Raw genomic sequence first — 22,449 nt, 5'->3', positions numbered from 1 at the left:
CCAGATGTCTTCTACTTCCTGCCAGCGATGGCGCATCTGCCCTAAGCGTAGACGGTTCGACTATTTAGAGCTTTGTCCTTCGACTGGAAAAAGCGCCGCAGGTTTTGACCCGGATGAAAATAAGCTGAAATGAGCCGGTAACCTATTAGATAGACGCTCTCGGTACGGGCAAAAAAATCGAAAATCCCCAAAACAGAGCGAAAAAATTAGCACAGGCCTCAGCGCCCAAGGGCTGTGACGACGAATCAATTTCATCGATTATTAGAATCATTTTTACGAACTTTCATATCGACATCTCGGGAGTAAGATGCGCGCCTCAAAGTTTTAATGCCCTCGCGTGGAGCACTCTTATGAAACACCCACTGCTGCTGAGCCTGACCCTTTCGTTGATTGCGTCCTGCGCTTTTGCGATGCCCGTCAGCGAACAGGCAGTCTCCGCTCAGGCCAAACCGGTCTTGGCAGCTACCTTTAATACACTGGCTGAAGGCGATTCAGATCACGCCAACAAACAGAGTGGCCGCATCGCCGATACCGGCACAGGTCGTTTGATTCAGCAATACCAGCGTGTGGCTGAAGGTGGTTCTGATCGTTTGCTCGAACAGCATCGCCGCCAGAGCTGATTTGACGGCATGTCCACAAACCCGGCTAATTGCCGGGTTTGTGCTTTTCAGCCTTTGCTTCACGCAACTACAGCGCATTTGTTAAAGTGCCGCGCAGTCCCCTCTCAGATATCACCCGCCCATGCTGCCGCGTGCCGAACAGAAACAACAAACCCGTCATGCCTTGCTCGACGCGGCTCATAGTTTGATGGCGAGCGGCCGGGGATTTGGCAGCCTGAGCCTGCGTGAAGTCGCGAAAACCGCCGGTATCGTACCGACCGGGTTCTACCGTCACTTCGAAGACATGGACCAACTGGGCTTGGCGCTGGTCTGTGAAGTGGGCCAGACCTTTCGTAAAACCATTCGTTTGGTGCGTCACAACAAATCCGTTGTGGGCGGCATCATCGAAGGCTCGGTGAAAATATTTTTGGAGGTGGTGGCCGCCAACCGTTCGCAATTTCTGTTTCTGGCCCGCGAACAATATGGTGGCTCGCTGCAAGTGCGCCAAGCCTTGGGTGCCTTGCGCGAAGGTATCAGCGCTGATTTGGCCGCCGACTTGGCATTGATGCCCAAATTACAGCACCTGGACGCTGACGATTTATCGGTAATGGCTGACCTGGTGGTGAAAAGCGTGTTTGCCATGCTCCCGGAATTGATAGACCCTCCCGCAGAAACCCTCGCCGATCACCTCACCCCTCGCGCCAAAATCACTCAGCAATTGCGCTTTATCTTTATCGGCGCCAACCACTGGCAAGGGCTTGGCAGCACCGAGTGACCCCTACCGGTGCACCCCAATAATCAAAGCCCCCACTTGATGCATTCCATTACTCTGTGTTTAAGCGCCATCGCCGTGTGTAGGCGCATTCCTATATTGGCAAGACCCTTGCTCTAACTACTCCATCGAAATCTAGCTGGAAGCATGCTGATGCTGGTGATTCACCGAAGAATCGATTCTCAAGCTGACTGGGCTGCCGAACTGCATTTGAACTTCGAGGCGCGCAGCAAAAGCCGCCTGCGTTGCGTCAGTGCCGAAGGCGAAGACGTCGGGCTGTTCCTGGAGCGTGGTCAACCACCATTGCGTGATGGCGAATACCTGCAAGCGGAGGACGGCCGTATCGTTCGCGTTTGCGCACGCCCCGAACAGTTGATGCACGTCACCTGTACGAATGCCTATGAACTAACCCGTGCGGCGTATCACTTGGGCAACCGACACGTCGCGTTGCAAGTGGGCGACGGTTGGCTGCGCTTGCTGGACGATTACGTGCTCAAAGCCATGCTTGATCAACTGGGTGCCACCACCGAAGCCATCGAAGCGCCCTTTCACCCTGAACACGGTGCGTATGGTGGTGGCCATCATCACTCTCGGCCCGGTGAAGAAGATTTCAATTACCCACCGCGCCTGCATCAATTCGGCGTGCGCACGTGAACAACGCGTGGGCGCTGCTGCGCTTGGCCAGTCCGCAATTGCCGATTGGTGGTTACAGCTACTCGCAAGGTCTGGAAATGGCAGTCGAGAACGCACTGGTCAATGACACCCGCAGCGCCGGACGCTGGATCGGCGATCAACTGCTGTTAAATCTGGCCCGTTTTGAAGCACCGTTGTTACTAGCGCATTGCACAGCGGCGGCCGAGGAAGACTGGCCGCAACTGCTGCAACTGAGCCAGGAACACCGCGCCAGCCGGGAAACCCGTGAGTTGTTTCAGGAAAGCCGGCAGATGGGTTACTCCCTGCACCAATTGCTCAGCGGCTTACCAGAACTGGACGCCCCCGCACGAACCTTTTTCGAGCAATTGCCTGAGCCGCATTTCGCTTTGGGCTGGGCGCTGGCTGCCCGTGCGTGGGGAATTAGCCCGCAGGACGCCTTGGCCGCCTGGTTGTGGAGCTGGCTGGAAAACCAATTGGCGGTGTTGATGAAGACCTTGCCGCTGGGCCAGCAAGCCGCGCAACGCTTGACCAGCGAGTTACTGCCGCTGCTGCAACAGGCGCAGCAGCAGGCTACGAACATAGACCCCGAACACTACGGCAGCGCTGCATTTGGTTTGTCATTGGCGAGCATGGCCCATGAACGTCAATACAGTCGCCTGTTTAGATCCTGATCTTTTTTATACAGCGCCTTGCTCAACAATTACTTGAGAGCCGTTACCGCTCACTGGAGAACGTTATGAACAGCCAACCTCTGCGTATTGGCATCGGTGGCCCGGTCGGGTCCGGCAAGACAGCCCTGACCCTCGCGCTGTGCCTGGCCCTGCGTGACCGCTACAACCTGGCCGTGGTCACCAACGACATCTACACCCGTGAAGACGCTGATTTTCTGGTGCGCAACGAAGCCTTGGCGCCGGAACGGATTATCGGCGTTGAAACCGGTGGCTGCCCGCACACGGCGATTCGCGAGGACGCCTCGATCAATCTCGAAGCGGTAGACCAATTGAACCGGCGCTTTCCGGGGCTGGATGTGATCATTGTTGAATCGGGCGGTGACAACTTATCCGCGACGTTTAGCCCTGAACTGTCGGACCTGACGATCTATGTGATCGATGTGTCTGCCGGTGACAAGCTACCGCGCAAGGGTGGGCCAGGCATTTGTAAATCCGATTTGCTGGTGATCAATAAAGTCGACTTGGCACCCCTGGTGGGTGCCTCGCTGGAAATGATGGACCGCGACACCAAGAAGATGCGCGGTGAAAAGCCGTTCGTGTTCAGCAATCAAAAAACCGGTCTTGGGCTGGAACAAATCATCGCGTTCATTGAGCGCCAAGGCTTGCTGACTGAAGCGGCTTGATTGCCTCTGAACTGCGCCCCAAATGTTGGACACCCATCCAACTACCGGGGTGTTTTTCATGGGTAAATATTCAACGCAGTTCAAGCGGTCCGCCATCAATGCTTTCCTTGAGCGCGGTCAAGGTTTTCGTCACATAGCCGCTCAATTTCAGATGGACCCTACGTTGCTCCGTCGTTGGGTGGCGGCCTACGAGCTGCACGGGGAAGCCAGCCTGCAGGGGCGTATGAAGGAACATGGTCCCGAGTTCAAACTGTCCGTTGTCCAGCACATGGAGCGTGAGAAGTTGTCATTTCGGCAAACGGCTGCGATTTTCAATCTGGGCAATTCAACGCAGATAGGCAGATGGCAGCAGCAATATTACAGTGGCGGCATCGAAGCCCTGACGTCAGGGAAAAAAGGCCCACGTAACGTTATGCCAAAGCCCCCCGCCAAGCCCCGCAAACCGGCAGTGCTCACCGACGAAGAGCGCGCCCACAAAGAGTTGCTCGACGAACTTCAGTACCTGCGCATGGAGAACGCCTACCTAAAAAAGTTAAAGGTGTTAGGCGAGGAGGCGATGAGGCGGGACAAAGAAGCGAAGAAAAAGCCTGGGTAGTCACTGAGCTGAGGAGCGATTTTCCAATCGACGCCCTGCTCAAGCTGGTCGGCTTGGCACGCAGTACTTACTACTATCAGGTCAAGGTACTGGCTGCCGGGGATAAATTTGCTCCGCTGAAAGCCTCTATTCAGACTATCCAGGACCAGCATAAGGGCCGCTATGGCTATCGCCGGATGACCGCCACGCTGCTCAAGGGCGGGTGGATAGTGAACAGCAAAACGGTACGCAGGCTGATGGCCGAACTAAACCTCAAGTGCACGGTGCGAGCCAAGAAGTATAAATCGTACAAAGGCCCTGAGGGGCAGGTAGCACCTAACACGTTGGCTCGGCAATTCGAGGCCGACCAGCCGAATGAGAAATGGGTGACCGACGTTACCGAGTTCAAGGTAGCCGGTGAAAAGCTCTACCTGTCGCCGATACTGGACTTGTACAACGGAGAGATCGTGGCGTACCAGACAGACACCAGCCCTCGCTACGCCTTGGTGGGCAACATGCTGGAAAAGGCGTTGAAGCGCTTGCCAGAGGGCGCCAAACCGATGGTGCACTCGGATCAGGGCTGGCAGTACCGCTACCACATCTACCGAAATCGTCTGGAAGAAATGAGCTTGGAACAGAGTATGTCGCGCAAGGGTAACTGCCATGACAATGCCACGATGGAGAGCTTTTTCGGCACACTGAAATCAGAGTTTTTCTACCGGGAGCGCTTCGACAGCGTTGCTCAGTTAGAGGCTGGACTGGATGAATACATCCATTACTACAACCACGAACGTATCAAAATGAAGCTCAACGGCTTGAGTCCAGTGGCATACAGAACTCAGGCCGCGTAGCTTATTCAATCACTGTCCAACATTTGGGGCGCAGTTCACTCTGTGGGAGCGAATTCATTCGCGAAGGCCACGACGCGGTATTGCTGACAAACCGCGTCGCCCGCTTCCCGAATAAATTCGGTCCTACAGAAGTATCTGCGGCCCCGCAGCAACTTGTTAGCGAGCCGTTTCACCATTGCGTTACCATGTCGCGCAAACGCCCTTGCCGTGACGCCAGCCGATGCCCGATGTTTCCAGCTCCGCCTCCCAGTCTGAACTGACTGCCGTTTTCGCCGCCATCCAGCTGCATTTCAAGCAGGTCATCGTGCCGCTTTGGCTGGGCCCTGGCTGGAATCCGCAACTGGCGTTGCCGTATGAGGCGGTCGACGCTAATCATCAGCCGTTGGCGCCTCAGCGCTATCGCGCGATGGCCTGTGCACGCCAGCTGTATTTGTTTTCCAGCCTGATTGATCAACCTTCTGTGCCCGAAGCCAAACTGCGTGCGGCCGCGCTGTTTCGGTCCTTGCAACAGCATTTCCACGACGCCGAACACGGCGGCTGGTTTTACAGCATCGACCCACAAGGCAAGCCGCTGGATCAGCGCAAAGACCTGTACACCCACGCCTTCATCATCTTTGCCTGCGCCCACTATTGGGCCAAAGTACGCGAGCCATTGGTGGAGTCGGTACTCAACGCTGCACTGACGGTAGTAGCCGAACGTTTTGCCGATGGCACAGGCTTGTATGAAGCGAGTCTTGGTCAGGACTGGTCCTCGCTAGACAGCGGCCCGTTGCAAAATCCACTGATGCACTTGGCCGAAGCCTTTCTGGCGACCGTGTCGGTCCGTGAAGACGCAGCCACGCAAGCCGCCCTGACGCAGTTGGTGAATGCCATGCAAATTCGTTTCGTTGATCCGCTACACGGCGTGATGCTGGAAAAGCCGCTGGGTGCTGTGGATAACTGGTTCGAACCCGGTCATCAATTTGAATGGTTCTTTTTGTTGGAGTCGTCGCCACTTCTGCAGGACAGTCTGTTGCATAGGTCATTGACCCGAGCGTTTGACTACACCGAGCAACGCGGCATCGACCCAATGACTGGCGCGGTTAAAGCAATGCTGGATGTGGAAGGCACTGTGCGCGACGGCACCCAACGTATTTGGGCACAGGCGGAATACCTGCGAGCATTGGCGTTGCGCCCTGACAGTGGTGCGGCAGTGGCTCGGCAGTTGAACGCGTTGCAACAGCGCTTTCTGCACGCGACGGGCTGGAACGAATGTCTGGACGCCCAAGGCAACGTCAGCCGCAGCGATATGCCATCGACCACGCCCTACCATCTGGCGACCTGCTATAGCGGGTTGGCTGGGTATTTCAACCGCTGAAAACCTTCGCGAATGAATTCGCTCCCACAGGGGGGCTGTTTACGGATACAAAACTCTGTAGGACCGAATTTATTCGGGAAGCGGGCGACTCGGTGTCGCTGACTCAGCCGCGCGTGCGGTCAATCGCAAAGCCGGCCCAAGTCTGGCTGACCGGCATCAATTCCAGGCTGTTGACGTTGACGTGCGCCGGGGTGTTCATCAGCCAGAAAATCGTGTCGGCGATGTCTTGCGGCTGGATGGCTTCGGCACCCGCGTACGTCGCGTCATAACGCTCTTTGTCGCCCGCAAAACGCACCAGCGAGAACTCGCTTTCGCACAGGCCCGGCTCAAGGTTGGTCACCCGCACGCCTGTACCAATCAAATCGCAGCGCAGGTTCAACGAGAACTGCTTAACGAACGCTTTGGTCGCGCCATAGACGTGGCTGCCCGGATACGCGTAGTTACCGGCGATTGAACCCAAATTGATAATCGCCGCACCGCGACCGTGAGCAATCAAGCGCGGCAGCAGCAAGCGGGTGGTGTACATCAGGCCTTTAACGTTGGTATCGACCATGGTGTCCCAGTCGTCCAGATCGCATTTCGGCGCAGGATCAACACCCAAGGCCAGACCAGCATTGTTGATTAATCCGCGAATGGTCGAGAACTCTGCCGGCAAACCGGCGATAGCGTTCTCCATGGCCGCACGGTCGCGCACATCCACTACCAGGCCGTGGACCTTGGTCTGTTTCGACAATTCAGCGCACAACACATTCAGACGCTCTTCACGGCGACCCGTCAGCACAAGCGACCAGCCTGCTTCGGCAAATTTACGGGCGCAGGCTTCGCCGAAGCCGGAAGTGGCACCGGTAATGAATACAGTAGACGTCATTTCTTTCTCCTGATGCGGCGCTAAAGCAGCACAGCCATGATTACGATAAGGACAACAGACCGGCAGAATGCCCGCACGGGCGTATGACCAGCAAGCGCCGGATGCGTCATCGACATGCCCAGCTGCTGTACGAAAAACACCCTATTTGTGCAGAGCCTTATTCCATATGGGCTGCACTGAGTTTTACCCACCTTATCCACAGCACAACCCACAATATTTGGGGGCAACCGCAAACGACCGCCGATTCTAAAATATCGGAGCCGCGCCGGTTCCTGGGAGGTTTTTTTACTTGACCCTGCGCATCACACATGACGCCTTAAAAAAGCATCTGTCTCGCAAAAAAAACAATGAAGGCGCCATGCCAGTAACGACGGCCTCCGGAACCACCTTTCCAGTGCTTGTCCACTGACTTATCCACAGGCTTCACCGATCGAAAGACTGTATGAACAAACAGACAAAAAATCATTGACAGAACGCAGCGGAGCTAACGGAAAAGCCACTGATCAAAAAACAACCAGACCGTTGTAAGCCACGTATTACAAGGGTTGCAGCCAGCTACTCCCATGTTACCCACAGTTACCTCCACAGCAATCTTGGACAAGTCAAAAACGTGACAAAACAACTATTTGCAGCGTCTTTATGCCGCAATTTAAGAGCTTGCTAAAAATGTTTTCCACAATTCAAAAAAAACGCGCCTTGGGTGAAATTCCCAAAGCGCGTAGTTATATTCGCGGTGCAAACAAACCTGATCAGTGACCGCCAAGGTAGGCGTTTCTGACCTCGTCATTGCTCAACAATTCTTGTCCGGTGCCGGTCAGACGAATCTCGCCGTTGACCATCACATAGGCCCGATCCGAGAGCCGCAACGCGTGGTTGGCGTTCTGTTCAACAAGGAAGATGGTCATGCCCGACTTCGCCAGCTCGCGCAGCGTTGAGAAGATCTGTTTGACCACAATCGGCGCCAAGCCCAGCGACGGCTCGTCCAGCAACAGCAGCTTGGGGCGGCTCATCAATGCGCGGGCAATGGCGAGCATCTGCTGCTCGCCTCCAGACATGGTCATCGCCCGTTGATTGCGGCGTTCTTTAAGTCGGGGAAACAGCTCAAACATGCGCTGCATGTCTTGCGAAGCGAACTTGTCACCGATGGGGATGGTGCCCATCAGCAAGTTTTCCTCGACGCTCATATCTGGAAACACGCGCCGTCCTTCCGGCGACTGTGCAATGCCGTGGGAAGCGATGTAGTGCGAGGACTTCTGGGTGATGTCGACGCCTTGGTAAATAATCTGTCCACTGGCAGCCCGTGGCTGGCCGAAAATCGACATCAGCAACGTGGATTTACCGGCGCCGTTTGAGCCAATCAGGCTGACGGTCTCGCCCTCATCGATGTGCAACGAGACTTTCTTCAGCGCCTGGATCGGCCCGTAAAACACATCGATATTTTTCAATTCGAGGATGGGTACGCTCATACCAACTCCTCTTCATCAGCGCCCAAGTAAGCCGCAATTACTTTTGGATCATTGCGAATCTGTTCCGGCCCGCCAACGGCAATCACGTTGCCGTGGTCAAGCACGACGATATCGTCCGAGATGCCCATGACCATGCCCATATCGTGTTCGATCAGCACGATGGTCATGTCGTGTTCGTCGCGCAGCAGACGGATCATGCCGCTCAGCGCTTCGGTTTCCTGTGGGTTGAGGCCTGCAGCCGGTTCATCCAGGCAAATCACCTGTGGCCTGGTACACATGGCCCGGGCGATCTCCAGGCGGCGTTGTTGACCGTACGACAATTCGCCGGCCAAACGGTTGGCGCAGTCCACCAGATTCACCACTTCCAGCCAATAGAAGGCGGTGCTCATGGCATCATCTTCGGCCTTTCGATAGCTCTTGGTGTTGAGGATACCGGCCAGCAGGTTGCGGTTGACCCACATGTGCTGGGCCACCAACAGGTTTTCGATGACCGACATTTCCCTGAACAGACGAATGTTCTGAAAGGTTCGAGCCAGACCAGAGCGGTTTACCAAGTGCGTGCCGCCGAACATTTTGTAGTAGACGCGGCTGAGAAAGCTTTTCGGGGAAACAAAATCAATCGCTTTGAACGATTCGCCCAACAGCTTAATGACGTTGGTACGTTCGCCGCGGACATTGAGTTCGATCTTGCCGCCAGTGGCTTTATAAAACCCGGTCAGGCAGTTGAAAACCGTAGTCTTGCCAGCGCCGTTAGGGCCGATCAGAGCAAAGATTGAGTTACGACGCACCTTAAGGCTGACATCACTGAGTGCTTTGATGCCACCAAAGTGCATCATCAGGTTCTCGACCGAGAGAACGATTTCGTCACTCATGGCGCCGTCCTCTTATTGATCAAAACGCCTTTACGCGGTGTCACCCCGGTACGGCTGATGCGGATCAAACCCCGTGGACGCCAGATCATCATCAGCACCATCAAGATACCGAACAGCAACACGCGGTATTCGGAGAAGCTACGCAACAGCTCCGGCGCGACCGTCAGTACGAAGGCCGCGATGACCACACCGACGGTAGAGCCCATGCCGCCCAGTACAACGATGGCCAGGATCAGCGCGGACTCAAAGAAGCTGAACGATGTCGGGTTAACGAAGCCCTGGTAGCTGGCGAAAAACACCCCGGCTAAACCGGCAGTCGATGCCCCGATAGTGAACGCCGAGAGCTTGACCAGCACGTGGTTCAGGCCCATGGAGCGGCAGGCAATCTCATCTTCGCGCAAGGCTTCCCACGCACGGCCAATCGGCATGCGGGTCAGACGGTGTTTGATGTACAGCACCGCCATCACGACCAGAAACAGGACGATGTAGATGAACAGGTATTTAAGGTTCGGGTTGTAATCGAAGTGGAAAAACTCGTGAATTGGAATGCCGCCGTCTTTAGCCTTGCGGCCAAATTCCAGGCCGAAGATCGTCGGCGAAGGAACCGGTACGCCGTTTGGTCCGCCGGTAAAACCTATCCAGTTGGTCAGTACCAAACGGATGATTTCACCGAAGCCCAAGGTCACGATGGCGAGGTAATCGCCGTGCATTCGTAATACCGGAAATCCGAGAATACAGCCCGCTAACGCCGCAGCGATGGCCGCCAATGGCAACGCCGACCAAAAGCCAAGCCCGAGGTATTGATAACCCAGCGCCAAGCCATAGGCACCAATGGCGTAGAACGCGACATAACCCAAATCGAGCAAGCCAGCCAGGCCGACCACGATGTTCAAGCCCAAGCCCAGCAGCACGTAAATCATCCCGAGGATGACCACCGTCAGCAGGTACTTGTTGGCGAAGATCGGGAAGATGATGACCACCGCAATCACGATAGGCAGGATCCAATACAGCTTGGATTTGTGATCCGGGGGCAGTACATGCACACCGGAGCCACTGGTTTCAAAGCTTTGGGAAACCGCTATGCCCTTGGGGGTTTGCAGAAACAGGCTGATCACAAAACGCCCCAGCATCACTGCCGCGACCAGCCACGCCACGCGGGTGGGTTGCAGGTTGAAGCTGTAGCCGTCGAGCACGATGCCGACGATAGGACCGAACACAATCAGAGCCAGTAACCCGGCAACCACCGCGTCGATCAGGCTACGTTTGATATCCATTGGTTTGACAGGAGGAGCTGAACTAGTTGAGGACATACGCTTATACCTTCGCCACGAGTGGGCGACCCAGCAGGCCTTGAGGACGGAAAATCAGGATCAATACCAACAGGCCGAAACTGAACACGTCTTTGTAGTCGGAGTTGATCAAACCGGAGAACTGCGACTCGGCAACCCCCAGGATCAAACCGCCCAGCATCGCACCCGGCAATGAACCAATACCGCCCAGTACTGCGGCGGTGAACGCTTTGATGCCGATGATGAAGCCTGCGTAGAAGTCGAACGTGCCGTAATTCATGGTAATCAACACGCCCGCCAATGCGGCCATGGCGGCACCGATGATGAACACGTAGGAAATGACCCGATCGGTGTTGATGCCGAGAATTGAGGCCATCTTGCGATCCTGTTGGGTCGCGCGGCACATCCTGCCAAGCCGGGTGTACTTGATGATGTAGGTCAGCACGCCCATGCCGACGAACGCGGCAATGAGAATGAAGATCTTGGTATAGGTGATTTGCACGAAGCCCGTGCCGACGTTAAATCGCCACGCGCCTTCGAGCAAGGTGGGGACGCCTTGTTGCCGCGCGCCCTGAGCGATCTGCGCATAGTTTTGCAGGATCAGCGATATACCAATGGCGCTGATCAGCGGCGCAAGTCGCGTCGAGTTGCGCAGCGGTTTGTAAGCGACCCGCTCGATGACGAATCCATAAACGCCCGTGACCACGATGGTGAACACCAATGTGCCCAGAATCAGGAAGGGAAAGGATTCCACGCCGAAGAAAGAAAGGACGGCCAGGCCGATAGCAGCCAGGTAAGCCGAGATCATATATACGTCGCCATGGGCGAAATTGATCATACCAATGATGCCGTAAACCATCGTGTAGCCAATGGCGATCAAACCGTAGACTGACCCGAGGGTCAGACCGTTGACCATTTGTTGCAGGAAAATACCGTCCATCACGCACTCTCTCGAACTTGAGAGGCCACCCTGACACGACACCGAAACGCCCTCGTGAGGCGCTTCGAGCCGCAAGCATGTGGCTCAGAAGAAATCCGGGGCTGCAGGATTGCAGGTACCCACTTACAAGAAGGGCCTGGAGCTTTTACAAGCAACAGGCCCGACTATGCGTTTAACTTACTTCTGCTTTTCAAGCTGGTGGTATTTGCCGTTTTTGTCCCACTGGTAGACCACGTAATCGGACACTTTCAGGTCGCCTTTAGCGTCCCAGTTTTTTTCGCCCATTACAGTTTTTACCGGGTGAGCTTTCAGCCATTTAGCAGCGTCTTCGCCTTTGTTCGACTTGGCGCCATTGAAGCCAGCGGCCAGTGCCTGAATCGAAGCGTAAGCGTATAGGGTGTAGCCTTCTGGCTCATAACCGGCTTTGCGGAACTGATCAACAACCGCCTTGCTGTCTGGCAGCATGCGTGGGTCAGCGCCGAAGGTCATGTACACGCCGTCGACGAACTGTGCGCCGCCAGCGGTGGTGACCAATTCGTCAGTCACGATGCCATCATCCGACATGAACTTGACGTCTTTAAGACCTTGCTCACGCAGTTGACGCACCAGTGGACCGGCTTCTGGGTGTAGGCCACCAAAGTAGACCACGTCAGCACCAACCGAACGGATCTTGGTCACCAGGGCGCTGAAATCTTTCTCGCCACGGGTCAAGCCTTCTTCAAGAACCGGCTTCACGCCACGCTTGGTCAACTGCATCGCAGTCGCGTCAGCCAGGCCTTTACCGTAGGTGTCTTTGTCGTTGATGACGGCAACTTTCTTGCCTTTGAGGACGTCAACGATGTAATCACCGGCGACAATGCCTTGTTGATCATCACGGCCGCACATACGGAACATGGCGGTCAAACCACGCTCGGTCACAGTTGGGTTGGTGGAACCCGGCGTGATCGCGATCACGCCAGCGTCGGCGTAGACCTCAGAAGCTGGAATAGTCGATGACGAGCAGAAGTGGCCCACGACGCCCGCAACTTTGTCCTGGTCAACCAGTTTATTGGCCACCGCGACCGCTTGTTTCGGCTCGCAGGCATCATCGCCTTGGACCAAAACGATTTTATCCCCATTTACGCCGCCAGCTGCGTTGATCGCATCGGCCGCGGCCTGAGCGCCCTTCATGTATTGAAGACCGAACGAAGCGTTAGCACCTGTCATCGGACCGGCGACGCCAATTTTGATATCCGCGGCCTGAACAAACGAAGAAACACCCAATGCAGTAGCAACTGCGAGTGCTAGAAAACCTTTCCTGTAAAACGTCTGTGACATGGTGATGGTGCTCCTGAGGTTTTTAGTTAGCACAGCGACTTCAGCACAAGCTTTCATTCAGCTACAAGCTCAGAGCAAGTGGCGTGCCATAGGGTTTTTATTCTTAAAAAAGTCGCAATTTTGTTCGATCACGACGTTCTCAGTCCCACTTTACGGGGCGTGCAACCGTCTAAAACGCAGCAGGTGCAACCTTCTCAAAAAATAGAGCAACCTGCACCAATAATAATTGCAACCCACCTCCATGACTGCGTGCAACCGGACTGTAACAGTATGCGTCACCGAACTGCACACCTAAGGTGCGCGACCGCTACAGGACGCACCATCACAGGGTAATGGGTGCGCGATAAAAGCGCTTGATGAAGAACAAAAAGATTGCATTAAATCACTATGCGCAAGCACTGGCCCGCGTGATACAGCGAAAAGCCTGCTTCATATAACGCACTGCGAAGTCCAACGCCAGCCAAAGGTTTCATCGAAGCGAAAGGCACAGGTAGCGCTTTGGGATCGCCGTGGCATAGGTAATCCGCGAAGGCCTTGCCTACGACTGTTCCAGTCGTGTTGCCGCGACCGTTATAACCCGTGACCGCAACCAGGCCCGGTGCAGGTTCAAATAAACGCAATAAGTGATCTGGCGTAAAGGCAATGGTGCCCGTCCAAGTGCACTCCCACTCAACCGGCTTCAAATAAGGAAAATAGTGCTGTTGAACCCGGTCGGCCCACGCCTTGAGGAACCAGGCAGGTTTTTGATTGCCGTTGCCCAAACTGCCAAGCAGCAGACGCCCATCGGCATCGCGACGGATACTACTGAGCACTTGGCGCGTGTCCCATGAACCTTGGCCGCCAGGCAGAATCTGCCGCGCAGCGTCTTCCGTCAGCGGCGCCGAAGCGACTTGATAGTAATAACCGGGGAAGAAATTACGCCGCAGTTCGGTCCATTCACCTAGGGTGTAGGCGTTTGACGCGATAACGACTTTCTCCGCAAGTACGGCACCGTGCTCAGTGATTACGCACCAACGATCGCCTTGACGTTCGAGACGTGTCACCGGCGAGTGATCAAAAACCCGACCACCGAGACCAACAACTGCTTGGGCAAGGCCACTGGTGTAAGCCATGGGATTGAAAGTACCCGCACGACGGTCCAGCAACGCAGAGGATATTTTCTGGGTGCCGGTGGCTTCTTGACACGCCTTGCCGGTCAGCAACTCCACTGGCGCGCCTCGGCGCTTCCATTGTTCTTCGCGGCTGCGCAGATCAGCGCCGCCACGGGCGTTGTGCGCCATGTGCAACGTGCCTTCGCGACGCAGTTGGCAATCGATACCGTACTTATCGATCAGGCTAAATACCAATGAAGGCGCGGCACCGAGCATTTGATTCAGTTGGCTACCGACTTCTTTGCCGAAGCCCGCTTCGATGTCGTCGGGCGGGATCCACAACCCGGCGTTGACCAGCCCGACGTTGCGCCCGGATCCACCTTGACCGACGCGTTGGGCTTCCAGCACGGCGACGGTCTTGCTGTGTTCCAGCAGGTGGATCGCCGCTGACAAGCCGGTAATGCCTGCGCCAATCACGCACACATCAACCGTTACCTCTCCATTAAGCGCCTCAGCCTCAGGCCGTTGCGGTGTCAATTTTTCCCACAGACATTCTTCGCGTAGCGGCATCGCAAAACCCCGGAAAGATACATAGCCTAAATAGTGCGTTGCCAGATCCGGCGTCGTGCCGAGATCCGGTGGGAGCGAACTAGTTCGCTCCCACCGGTATTGGCCAATTTGACCTATCAGTCGAAGGTAATCCCTTGCGCCAGCGGCAGCTCCAGAGAGTAGTTCACGGTCGCGGTTTGGCGACGCATGTAGCCGCGCCACGAATCAGAACCTGATTCACGGCCGCCGCCGGTTTCTTTCTCACCGCCGAACGCGCCTCCGATTTCAGCACCGCTTGGACCGATGTTGACGTTGGCGATCCCGCAATCACTGCCCAGCGCTGAAATGAACTGCTCAGCCTCACGCACGTCGGTGGTGAAAATGCACGACGACAGGCCCTGTGGCACGGCGTTGTTCAAACGCACGGCTTCGGCGAACTCTTCGTAACCGACCACGTACAGAATCGGGGCAAAGGTTTCGGTACACACCACGTCGCTTTGCTCAGGCATTTCGACGATGGAAGGGGTCACGTAGTACGCGTTCGGGAATTCCTCAGCCAACACCCGCTTGCCGCCGAAGACTCGACCGCCTTCGCTCAACGCCTGCTCTAGCGCGTCCTGCATGTTTTCGTAGGCACCTTTATCGATCAGCGGACCGACCAGATTACCTTCCAGCGGGTGACCGATACGCACTTTGGCGTAAGCGGTTTTCAAGCGGCTGACGATTTCAGCTTTGACCGATTCGTGAGCAATCAAGCGGCGCAAACTGGTGCAGCGTTGACCGGCCGTGCCGACGGCGCTGAACAGAATCGCGCGGACAGCCAGGTCGAGGTCGGCGCTTGGGCCGAGGATCATCGCGTTGTTGCCGCCCAGTTCAAGAATGCTGCGGGCAAAACGTGCGGCGATTTTCGGAGCCACTTCACGGCCCATGCGCGTGCTGCCGGTGGCGCTGATCAACGCGACACGCGGATCATCCACCAAGGCTTCGCCCGCCTCACGGCCACCGATAACGACTTGGCTCAAGTAAGCCGGTGCGTCCGGGAAGTGTTTCAACACGCTTTCGAACAACGCCTGACACGCCAAGGCGGTCAGCGGGGTTTTTTCCGAAGGTTTCCAGATCACCGCATTGCCGCAAACCAGCGCCAGCGTAGTGTTCCAGGCCCAAACGGCGACGGGGAAGTTGAACGCGCTGATCACGCCCACAACGCCCAGCGGGTGCCAGGTTTCGCGCATGTGGTGGCCAGGACGCTCGGAAGCAATGGTCAAACCGTACAGCTGGCGCGACAGACCGACCGCGAAGTCGCAGATGTCGATCATTTCCTGTACTTCACCCAAACCTTCCTGAGTGATCTTGCCCGCTTCCCACGACACCAGCTCGCCCAGCTCGGCTTTGTGCTTACGCAGCGCTTCACCGAACAAACGAATCAGCTCGCCACGGCGCGGAGCCGGCACTTTACGCCAGGCTTCGAAAGCGTTTTCGGCACGGGTCACGTGCTGTTCCACTTCCGCTCGCCCTTCCCAATGCACGGAGGCTACTTGGCTGCCGTCGACGGGTGTGTGCACGGCTTGGTTGCCATTCTGGTACAGCGAGGCATCGACACCGAGACGGTTGAGCAAGTCGGTAATCATGGTTTCTCCTGGTTTCTATAAATGAAAAAGCCGAAATAGGGGAGCACAAACAAAAGCGGCTAAAGCGTCAGCCTCTACTAATAGCTGGCCTGAGACGTAGGAACAAACGACCATTACGCGAGATATCATTCCGTTTATTCATGCTGCCCTTCGCGCGTGCCCTGGTAGCGTAGAAAAACCATAGGCCAGACCATGCTCAACAAACGTCATCTGCCGTCCATCACCGCATTGCAATGCTTCGAAGCGGTGACCCGGCACCTGAGTTTTACCCGTGCCGCTGAAGAACTCCATCTGACCCAAAGCGCCGTCAGCAAGCAAGTCGCCCAACTTGAAGACCTTGTGCAGCACCTGCTGTTTCGACGCGTGCGTCGCCGCTTGCAACTGACCCCGGCCGGCGCACTGTACCTGGGCGAGGTGCGCAAGATACTGATGCAGGTGGAAATGTCCACACACTACTTGCGCTCGTATGGCGGCGAAACCGAAGTCTTGCGGGTGTCCACCCCGCCGACCTTCGGTGCTCGCTGGCTGGTACCTCGGCTCAAAGGCTGGCGGTTGCGCCATCCGCATATTCACCTGGATCTGGTCAGCGAACAGGGCCCCGATGACTTGATTCAAGGCCGCTGCGACTTGGCGTTCTATTTTGGCCAAGGCGCGCGTCCCGGCGCTGAATCGATGAAACTGTTCAACGAAGAATTGATAGCAGTGTGCGCACCCGGTAGCTTGCCAGCCATCCCGTTCACTGATCCAACGCAATTGAGCGAATTGGTCCTGCTGCAAAGTGGCTCACGCCCACAAGCCTGGCATGAATGGTTCGACAGCCAGGGTTATCAAACCGAATACAGCTACCACGGCCCGCGTTTTGAAACCTTTTACATGTGCATTCGCGCAGCACAAGTCGGCTGTGGCGTCGCGCTGCTACCGCGATTTCTGGTCGAAGAAGAGCTGGCAGAAGGCAAACTGGTCATCCCTTGGCCCCACGCCTTGCCCAGCCACGACGCCTATTACATGGCTTACTCCGAGCACACGGCTGAGGTGCCCAAGATCCGAAATTTTGTACGCTGGATGACTGAACAATTGGATAACCCGGTAACTTAGGGGCGACAATGCGGACCCAGCCTCGGTTGCGACCCCAACCCCACCGGCAGCACTGGAGACCTGACAAAAATGAGTGAGAGCGCCTTCTCCGATCGTATCGTGCAGAACCTGCTCGACACCGACTTTTACAAGCTGACCATGATGCAAGCGGTGCTGCACAACTACCCCAACGTGGATGTGGAGTGGGAGTTTCGCTGCCGTAATGGCGAGGATCTGCGGCCTTATTTGACCGAGATCCGCCATCAGATCGCCCTGCTGTGCGAGCTGTCCATGAGCTCCGAACAGTTGGTTTTTCTTGAGCGCATCAGTTTCATGAAGCCTGATTTTTTGCGCTTTCTTGGCCTGTTTCGCTTCAACATGCGCTATGTGCAAACCCACATCGAAGACGGCGAGTTGCGTATTCGCCTGCACGGGCCATGGCTGCACGTGATCATGTTCGAAGTGCCGTTGCTGGCAATCGTCAGCGAAGTGCGCAACCGTATTCGCCATCCCGGCACGATGCTGGTGCAGGCCCGCGATCAGCTGTACCGCAAGTTCGACTGGTTGCTGGCCAATGCCGCCAGCGATGAACTTGCCGGCTTGAAAGTGGCCGACTTCGGCACCCGCCGACGCTTCTCGTACCGTGTGCAAGAAGAAGTAGTTTCGGTACTCAAGCAGGACTTCCCCGGTCAATTTGTCGGCACCAGCAACGTCGAATTGGCACGCAAACTGGACCTGAAACCTCTGGGAACCATGGCCCATGAATGGATCATGGCCCACCAACAATTGGGCCCACGACTAATCGACAGTCAAATCGTCGCGCTGGATTGTTGGGTACGCGAATACCGGGGGCTGCTGGGCATCGCACTGACCGACTGCATCACCACCGACGCGTTTCTCAACGACTTTGATCTGTACTTCGCCAAACTGTTCGATGGCCTGCGGCATGACTCCGGGGACCCGATAGTGTGGGCTGAAAAATGCATAGCGCATTATCGGAACCTCGGTATTGATCCGATGAGCAAGACACTGGTCTTCTCCGACGGCCTGAATTTGCCCAAGGCCCTGGAGATATTCCGCACCCTGCGCGGTCGGATAAACGTCAGTTTCGGCATCGGCACGAATTTGACTGCCGACATTCCGGGCATTGAGCCCATGAGTATTGTGCTTAAAATGACCGCCTGCGCTGGCCAAGCCGTGGCCAAAATCTCCGATGAGCCTGGCAAGACCCAGTGCAAAGACCCGAACTTCGTCGCGTACCTGCGGCACGTGTTCAAAGTGCCGATCAGCCCTGTTGCCGAGCTGCCGGCGTTAAATACTTCCGTTTCCGCACACATTGTTGAGGAGTGAATCATGCACGCCGTACAACTCCAAATTGCCGAAGAGCTCAAGGTCCAACCACCGTTCGCCGACCAACATGCGCTTGAAGCCGAAGTCGCGCGGCGGGTCGCTTTTATCCAGCAGTGTTTGCAAAACGCCCAGCTTAAAACACTGGTGCTGGGTATCAGTGGCGGCGTTGACTCATTGACGGCGGGTTTGCTCGCCCAACGTGCGGTCGAGCAATTGCGCCAAAGCACTGGGGACAAGAGCTACTGCTTCATCGCGGTACGCTTGCCGTATCAAACCCAGCTGGACGAGCATGAAGCCCAAGCCAGCCTTGAGTGCATCAAGCCAGACGAGTCGCACACGGTGAATATTGGCCCTTCAGTGCAGGCCTTAACCGCACAAATCAAAGCGTTCGAAGGCCAGCATGCCAGCGCTGTGGACTTCGTGACGGGGAACACCAAGGCGCGGATGCGCATGGTCGCGCAATACGCGATTGCCGGTGCGCGCCAAGGGTTGGTGATCGGTACTGACCATGCAGCGGAAGCGGTCATGGGTTTCTTCACCAAGTTTGGCGACGGCGCCTGCGACATCGCGCCGCTCAGTGGTTTGGTGAAAAATCAGGTCCGGGCCATCGCTCGCAGCTTCGGCGCACCGCAGTCGCTGGTGGAAAAAGTGCCGACCGCCGACCTTGAAGACCTGGTGCCGGGCAAACCGGACGAAGCTTCACATGGCGTCACCTATGCCGAGATCGATGCATTCCTGCACGGTGAGCCGGTGCGTGAACAGGCATTCACTATCATTCGAGACACCTACCGCAAGACTCAGCACAAGCGGGAACTGCCGTTCGCGCCATGAATCAAATTGCCTGATAAGCCAATTCGCCGCCATATCTATGGCTGAACAATAGAAAACGGAATGAACCCGCCGTTTTATTTCGTTTGTGCCGTTCGGCCATCGACGCTTTCATAGGCGCCTACATCCACTGTCAGAGCTGGTCGCTATGTCCTCCTTCGAAAGCCTGTTTTCCCTCGTCGCATCCGTTGTCGGCCAACCCGCTGCACGGTGGATTGAAGCCCACGTTGACGTGCCGACCGGCTTGCACGCCTTCAGTTGGAGTGACACTGAAGTGCACCGGGTTTGGCTGGCCGAAGCGCTAAATCTTTGCCTGTTTCACAAATTGGTGGAGGCTGTGCCTTTAGGGCGGGTATATGTCGAAGAACAAGCCGAGCAGCGACGCAAAGTGGTATTCGATCATGGCGCAATTCGCACGGTGGATTGGTTCGCCAACGGCGAACTGCCCCGTGGCCGTCTTGCCTTTGCCCGGCTGCTCGAACCGTTAGGCTTTACCGATGTGCGCACGTACCCGCTGACCAAACTGAACATGACCGGTTGGGGTTATCGCCAACAGGATCTGCCGCAAGACATTGCGCAGTTTTTCGTTTCCGAATTACACCCCGGTCGTTTCAGCGAAGCCTTTCAAGCGGCCGCTGAACGCGTCGTCAGTTCAAGCCATGATCCGCTGAACAACGAGCAATTAAGCATCCTCAAAGGCCTGCAACTGACCCGTCACTGCTCGTTGAGCGAGGCGTATTGCCTGTTACCGGGTTTGTGCGCTGCTTTCGCCCGTCAGCATGGGGTGGTGCGGCATGCGGACTATCAGCAATTGCTTAGTGAGAGTGCGGAAATGGCTTGGATTGCCACTGAGGGCAACAGCTTCAATCACCTGACTGATCGGGTGGTTGATCTGGATGCGGTGGTTACAGAGCAACTGCGCCGGGATCGGCCGATGAAGGCCAGTATCGAAGTGTCTGCCTCAGGACGAGTTATGCAAACCGCTTACAAAGCGTGCACGGTGAGCCGGGCTATGGCGGATGCAAGCGGAAAATTGCACGATCATCCGGTGCCCGGGTCGTTTGTCGAATTCATTCAGCGCAAGTTAGACCCAATGGATAACACGCTTGATTTGAGTTTTGACAGCAGTAACGCCCAAGGCATCTTCAAGATGACCGAATCGAAGTAGCGAGGCGGATCTTGTAGGAGTTGCCGAAGGCTGCAATCGCAGCTTTCGACAAGCCCTCACAGGAACTTTGTGTTCAGCAAAACCCCATCACTTAACCGCAACAGTGCCTTTCATCATGCTGTTGTGACCTGGGAACGAGCAAAAGAACACATAATTTGATCCCGCAGCCAGTTTCGAGACGTCGAAGGTCACCGAGTCTTTTTCGCCCGCTGCGATGACTTTAGTGTGAGCGATGACACGGTCATCCCCATCTTTCAAATAGTTCTTGTCGATGCCCGCGCTCATGCCGTCGGCCGCGATCCCAGCCATATCAGTGTCTTTGCTCAACACCCAGTTATGGCCCATCACGTTTTTCGGCAAGCTGCCGGAGTGGGTCAAATTCACAGTGAAGGTTTTGCAGCTCTTGTCGATATTGATCTCTTTGGTGTCGTAGCTCATCTGGTCCGTTGAATCAATATTAACCTTGCACTCCGCCGCCAACAGATGGCCACTGGCGAGTGTCAGCAGGGATACAGCGACAAGTTTACGAAACATGATGAATCTCCAAGGCAGGACTTAAAAGTATTTTGGAATAAGAGGAACGTCTACAGAAAGACTGCCTGATTCCAGCTCAAGTTCCAATGACCTGCGTCAACGCAACGCAGGTACGGCTTGCCACTATCGACACTATCGAAAGAATCAACCGGCCAGTTGAGCGAGGGCGCAATAACATGGCGTCATCACTCAGGAGCCACATCATGCACCTCAACAGCTTTTTCCGCAGTCTACTCGCCGCTTATGCCTGTGGTGCAAGTGGCACCTACCAGCACCCTTACGAGCGCTTCCAGCGAGACTAGTCCTTGGACTGGCCGGGCCAAGTCTTTACTCTGAGCGCATTAATGACCAAGGAGTAGGCTATGTCTTTGAAGTCCATATGTGTGTTTTGTGGCGCCAGTGCTGGCACTCACCCTGCTTACCGTGAAGCGGCCATGGCCTTGGGGCGAGCGTTAGCTGAGCGCCAATTGACATTGGTGTATGGCGGCGGCGCGGTCGGTCTGATGGGCATCGTTGCCGATGCCGCACTGGCTGCCGGTGGTGAAGTTATCGGCGTGATTCCTGAAAGTCTACGCAGCCTGGAAATTGGCCACAACAGCTTGACCCGTTTGGAAGTCGTCGACGGAATGCACGCGCGAAAAGCCCGTATGGCCGAACTCAGCGATGCCTTTATCGCCCTTCCCGGCGGTTTGGGCACACTTGAAGAGCTGTTCGAAGTTTGGACCTGGGGCCAATTGGGTTATCACGGCAAACCGCTAGGCCTGATGGACGTGAACGGTTTCTACAGCAAGTTGGCGGGTTTTCTCGACCATGTCGTCAGCGAAGGGTTCGTGCGCGAAGATCATCGCAATATGCTGCAGATCAGCGATTCTCCCACTGACCTACTGGACACGCTCGACGCCTGGAAGCCCGTTATTGCTCCCAAGTGGGCAGGTCAAAAACCTACCTGATCGGACTGTCAAAGGGTATTCATGGACCGTTGAGCGCACAACGCCGTGTGTGCGCTGCCGTTCTCAGGCAGAATAGCGGCATTTCCCGCCTATACAGAGGATCGCCCATGGCTAAACCTAACTATTCCTTCGCCAAACGTCAGAGAGATCTGGCAAAAGAGCAGAAGAAAGAGGAAAAGTTGCAGAAGAAAACGGCTGCTCTGACCGAAACCGGCGCAGAAGGCGAGACCGTTGAAGGCCAAGAGCCTGCCGACGAGGCAGAGGCAACTACCGAACCAACACCTGCCAACTGATTGCCGCTGGGCTTCGCCAACTGACGGGGCCTGTACGCCACGTCTGTCGCTTAAGCGGCAGACGAGGGCAG

22 protein-coding genes are annotated in these 22,449 nt (G+C 55.9%); 13 read left to right on the top strand and 9 right to left on the bottom strand.

Annotation, left to right across the window (positions count from 1 at the left end; all coding sequences use genetic code 11):
• The first annotated feature begins 350 nt into the window (after window positions 1-350).
• The 7 genes from RGW60_RS21940 (at window position 351) to RGW60_RS21910 (ending at window position 6,161) form a co-directional block, all read left to right on the top strand.
• Window positions 351-620 carry a hypothetical protein gene (locus tag RGW60_RS21940; RefSeq protein ID WP_322206584.1) on the top strand — a complete coding sequence of 90 codons (270 nt, stop codon included), beginning with the start codon at window positions 351-353 and terminating at the stop codon, window positions 618-620.
• A gap of 121 nt (window positions 621-741) precedes the next feature.
• Window positions 742-1,374, top strand: a complete 633-nt coding sequence (locus RGW60_RS21935) for a TetR family transcriptional regulator (RefSeq protein ID WP_322206583.1) — start codon at window positions 742-744, stop codon at window positions 1,372-1,374.
• Window positions 1,375-1,524: 150 nt separating this feature from the next.
• A complete protein-coding gene (gene ureE, locus RGW60_RS21930; protein ID WP_322206582.1) occupies window positions 1,525-2,025 on the top strand; it encodes an urease accessory protein UreE in 501 nt (166 codons plus the stop codon).
• Window positions 2,022-2,696, top strand: coding sequence for an urease accessory protein UreF (locus RGW60_RS21925; protein ID WP_322206581.1), 675 nt, complete (start codon window positions 2,022-2,024; stop codon window positions 2,694-2,696). Before ureE ends, RGW60_RS21925 begins: the two co-directional genes overlap by 4 nt.
• A gap of 65 nt (window positions 2,697-2,761) precedes the next feature.
• The gene (gene ureG / locus RGW60_RS21920) at window positions 2,762-3,379 is read left to right on the top strand and encodes an urease accessory protein UreG (RefSeq protein WP_322167416.1); all 618 of its coding nucleotides are present in this window, start codon (window positions 2,762-2,764) and stop codon (window positions 3,377-3,379) included.
• Window positions 3,380-3,437: 58 nt separating this feature from the next.
• Window positions 3,438-4,804, top strand: a protein-coding gene (locus tag RGW60_RS21915) for an IS3 family transposase (protein WP_416194835.1) whose coding sequence is annotated in 2 segments (ribosomal slippage) — window positions 3,438-3,914 and window positions 3,917-4,804 — 1,365 coding nt in all. Because the reading frame shifts where the segments join, the coding sequence is not laid out codon by codon here.
• 220 nt (window positions 4,805-5,024) lie between these two features.
• On the top strand, window positions 5,025-6,161 hold the full coding sequence (locus RGW60_RS21910; protein WP_322206580.1) for an AGE family epimerase/isomerase: 1,137 nt from the start codon (window positions 5,025-5,027) through the stop codon (window positions 6,159-6,161).
• Window positions 6,162-6,264: 103 nt separating this feature from the next.
• On the opposite strand, the gene RGW60_RS21905 is transcribed toward RGW60_RS21910, so the two are convergent.
• From RGW60_RS21905 to RGW60_RS21870, 8 genes are all read right to left on the bottom strand, one after another.
• On the bottom strand, window positions 6,265-7,029 hold the full coding sequence (locus RGW60_RS21905) for an SDR family oxidoreductase (protein ID WP_322206579.1): 765 nt from the start codon (window positions 7,027-7,029) through the stop codon (window positions 6,265-6,267).
• A gap of 749 nt (window positions 7,030-7,778) precedes the next feature.
• On the bottom strand, window positions 7,779-8,495 hold the full coding sequence (locus RGW60_RS21900; protein WP_322206578.1) for an ABC transporter ATP-binding protein: 717 nt from the start codon (window positions 8,493-8,495) through the stop codon (window positions 7,779-7,781).
• Window positions 8,492-9,367: an ABC transporter ATP-binding protein gene (locus tag RGW60_RS21895; protein WP_322206576.1), complete on the bottom strand. Its 876-nt coding sequence runs from the start codon at window positions 9,365-9,367 to the stop codon at window positions 8,492-8,494. Before RGW60_RS21895 ends, RGW60_RS21900 begins: the two co-directional genes overlap by 4 nt.
• Window positions 9,364-10,641, bottom strand: coding sequence for a high-affinity branched-chain amino acid ABC transporter permease LivM (gene livM, locus RGW60_RS21890; RefSeq protein WP_407074086.1), 1,278 nt, complete (start codon window positions 10,639-10,641; stop codon window positions 9,364-9,366). The genes RGW60_RS21895 and livM overlap by 4 nt, the downstream gene beginning before the upstream one ends.
• 40 nt (window positions 10,642-10,681) lie before the next feature.
• Window positions 10,682-11,596, bottom strand: a complete 915-nt coding sequence (locus tag RGW60_RS21885) for an ABC transporter permease subunit (RefSeq protein ID WP_322206574.1) — start codon at window positions 11,594-11,596, stop codon at window positions 10,682-10,684.
• Between the two features lie 177 nt (window positions 11,597-11,773).
• Window positions 11,774-12,913: an ABC transporter substrate-binding protein gene (locus RGW60_RS21880; protein ID WP_322206573.1), complete on the bottom strand. Its 1,140-nt coding sequence runs from the start codon at window positions 12,911-12,913 to the stop codon at window positions 11,774-11,776.
• Window positions 12,914-13,290: 377 nt separating this feature from the next.
• Window positions 13,291-14,574, bottom strand: a complete 1,284-nt coding sequence (locus tag RGW60_RS21875; RefSeq protein ID WP_322206572.1) for an FAD-binding oxidoreductase — start codon at window positions 14,572-14,574, stop codon at window positions 13,291-13,293.
• A gap of 116 nt (window positions 14,575-14,690) precedes the next feature.
• Window positions 14,691-16,181: an aldehyde dehydrogenase family protein gene (locus tag RGW60_RS21870; RefSeq protein ID WP_322206571.1), complete on the bottom strand. Its 1,491-nt coding sequence runs from the start codon at window positions 16,179-16,181 to the stop codon at window positions 14,691-14,693.
• 192 nt (window positions 16,182-16,373) lie between these two features.
• Between RGW60_RS21870 and RGW60_RS21865 the strand changes: the two genes are divergently transcribed.
• The 4 genes from RGW60_RS21865 (at window position 16,374) to RGW60_RS21850 (ending at window position 20,601) form a co-directional block, all read left to right on the top strand.
• Window positions 16,374-17,276, top strand: a complete 903-nt coding sequence (locus RGW60_RS21865; protein ID WP_322206570.1) for a LysR substrate-binding domain-containing protein — start codon at window positions 16,374-16,376, stop codon at window positions 17,274-17,276.
• Window positions 17,277-17,345: 69 nt separating this feature from the next.
• On the top strand, window positions 17,346-18,605 hold the full coding sequence (gene pncB / locus RGW60_RS21860; RefSeq protein WP_322206569.1) for a nicotinate phosphoribosyltransferase: 1,260 nt from the start codon (window positions 17,346-17,348) through the stop codon (window positions 18,603-18,605).
• Window positions 18,606-18,608: 3 nt separating this feature from the next.
• Window positions 18,609-19,436, top strand: coding sequence for an ammonia-dependent NAD(+) synthetase (nadE, locus tag RGW60_RS21855; protein WP_322206568.1), 828 nt, complete (start codon window positions 18,609-18,611; stop codon window positions 19,434-19,436).
• A gap of 145 nt (window positions 19,437-19,581) precedes the next feature.
• On the top strand, window positions 19,582-20,601 hold the full coding sequence (locus tag RGW60_RS21850; RefSeq protein WP_322206567.1) for a 2-oxoadipate dioxygenase/decarboxylase family protein: 1,020 nt from the start codon (window positions 19,582-19,584) through the stop codon (window positions 20,599-20,601).
• 87 nt (window positions 20,602-20,688) lie between these two features.
• On the opposite strand, the gene azu is transcribed toward RGW60_RS21850, so the two are convergent.
• Window positions 20,689-21,135: an azurin gene (gene azu, locus RGW60_RS21845; RefSeq protein ID WP_322206566.1), complete on the bottom strand. Its 447-nt coding sequence runs from the start codon at window positions 21,133-21,135 to the stop codon at window positions 20,689-20,691.
• Window positions 21,136-21,497: 362 nt separating this feature from the next.
• On the opposite strand from azu, the gene RGW60_RS21840 reads away from it, so the two are divergent.
• Both RGW60_RS21840 and RGW60_RS21835 read left to right on the top strand, forming a co-directional pair.
• Window positions 21,498-22,085, top strand: coding sequence for a TIGR00730 family Rossman fold protein (locus RGW60_RS21840; protein ID WP_322206565.1), 588 nt, complete (start codon window positions 21,498-21,500; stop codon window positions 22,083-22,085).
• 107 nt (window positions 22,086-22,192) lie between these two features.
• Entirely contained in the window at window positions 22,193-22,378 is a 186-nt protein-coding gene (locus tag RGW60_RS21835; RefSeq protein ID WP_322206564.1) for a hypothetical protein, read from the top strand.
• Window positions 22,379-22,449 lie beyond the last annotated feature (71 nt).

Source organism: Pseudomonas sp. AB6, assembly GCF_034314105.1.
In the GTDB taxonomy this organism is placed as follows: domain Bacteria; phylum Pseudomonadota; class Gammaproteobacteria; order Pseudomonadales; family Pseudomonadaceae; genus Aquipseudomonas.
The sequence above is the reverse complement of the archived record's forward strand: the minus strand, read 5'-3'. Positions and strand labels throughout refer to the sequence as shown.

Bases quoted from the DNA above. Each gene is read 5' to 3' on its own strand.
- RGW60_RS21940 (WP_322206584.1), top strand. From the start codon at position 351: ATGAAACACCCACTGCTGCTGAGCCTGACCCTTTCGTTGATTGCGTCC.
- RGW60_RS21935 (WP_322206583.1), top strand. From the start codon at position 742: ATGCTGCCGCGTGCCGAACAGAAACAACAAACCCGTCATGCCTTGCTC.
- ureE (WP_322206582.1), top strand. From the start codon at position 1,525: ATGCTGGTGATTCACCGAAGAATCGATTCTCAAGCTGACTGGGCTGCC.
- ureG (WP_322167416.1), top strand. From the start codon at position 2,762: ATGAACAGCCAACCTCTGCGTATTGGCATCGGTGGCCCGGTCGGGTCC.
- RGW60_RS21910 (WP_322206580.1), top strand. From the start codon at position 5,025: ATGCCCGATGTTTCCAGCTCCGCCTCCCAGTCTGAACTGACTGCCGTT.
- RGW60_RS21905 (WP_322206579.1), bottom strand. From the start codon at position 7,029: ATGACGTCTACTGTATTCATTACCGGTGCCACTTCCGGCTTCGGCGAA.
- RGW60_RS21900 (WP_322206578.1), bottom strand. From the start codon at position 8,495: ATGAGCGTACCCATCCTCGAATTGAAAAATATCGATGTGTTTTACGGG.
- RGW60_RS21895 (WP_322206576.1), bottom strand. From the start codon at position 9,367: ATGAGTGACGAAATCGTTCTCTCGGTCGAGAACCTGATGATGCACTTT.
- livM (WP_407074086.1), bottom strand. From the start codon at position 10,641: ATGGATATCAAACGTAGCCTGATCGACGCGGTGGTTGCCGGGTTACTG.
- RGW60_RS21885 (WP_322206574.1), bottom strand. From the start codon at position 11,596: ATGGACGGTATTTTCCTGCAACAAATGGTCAACGGTCTGACCCTCGGG.
- RGW60_RS21880 (WP_322206573.1), bottom strand. From the start codon at position 12,913: ATGTCACAGACGTTTTACAGGAAAGGTTTTCTAGCACTCGCAGTTGCT.
- RGW60_RS21875 (WP_322206572.1), bottom strand. From the start codon at position 14,574: ATGCCGCTACGCGAAGAATGTCTGTGGGAAAAATTGACACCGCAACGG.
- RGW60_RS21870 (WP_322206571.1), bottom strand. From the start codon at position 16,181: ATGATTACCGACTTGCTCAACCGTCTCGGTGTCGATGCCTCGCTGTAC.
- RGW60_RS21865 (WP_322206570.1), top strand. From the start codon at position 16,374: ATGCTCAACAAACGTCATCTGCCGTCCATCACCGCATTGCAATGCTTC.
- pncB (WP_322206569.1), top strand. From the start codon at position 17,346: ATGAGTGAGAGCGCCTTCTCCGATCGTATCGTGCAGAACCTGCTCGAC.
- nadE (WP_322206568.1), top strand. From the start codon at position 18,609: ATGCACGCCGTACAACTCCAAATTGCCGAAGAGCTCAAGGTCCAACCA.
- RGW60_RS21850 (WP_322206567.1), top strand. From the start codon at position 19,582: ATGTCCTCCTTCGAAAGCCTGTTTTCCCTCGTCGCATCCGTTGTCGGC.
- azu (WP_322206566.1), bottom strand. From the start codon at position 21,135: ATGTTTCGTAAACTTGTCGCTGTATCCCTGCTGACACTCGCCAGTGGC.
- RGW60_RS21840 (WP_322206565.1), top strand. From the start codon at position 21,498: ATGTCTTTGAAGTCCATATGTGTGTTTTGTGGCGCCAGTGCTGGCACT.
- RGW60_RS21835 (WP_322206564.1), top strand. From the start codon at position 22,193: ATGGCTAAACCTAACTATTCCTTCGCCAAACGTCAGAGAGATCTGGCA.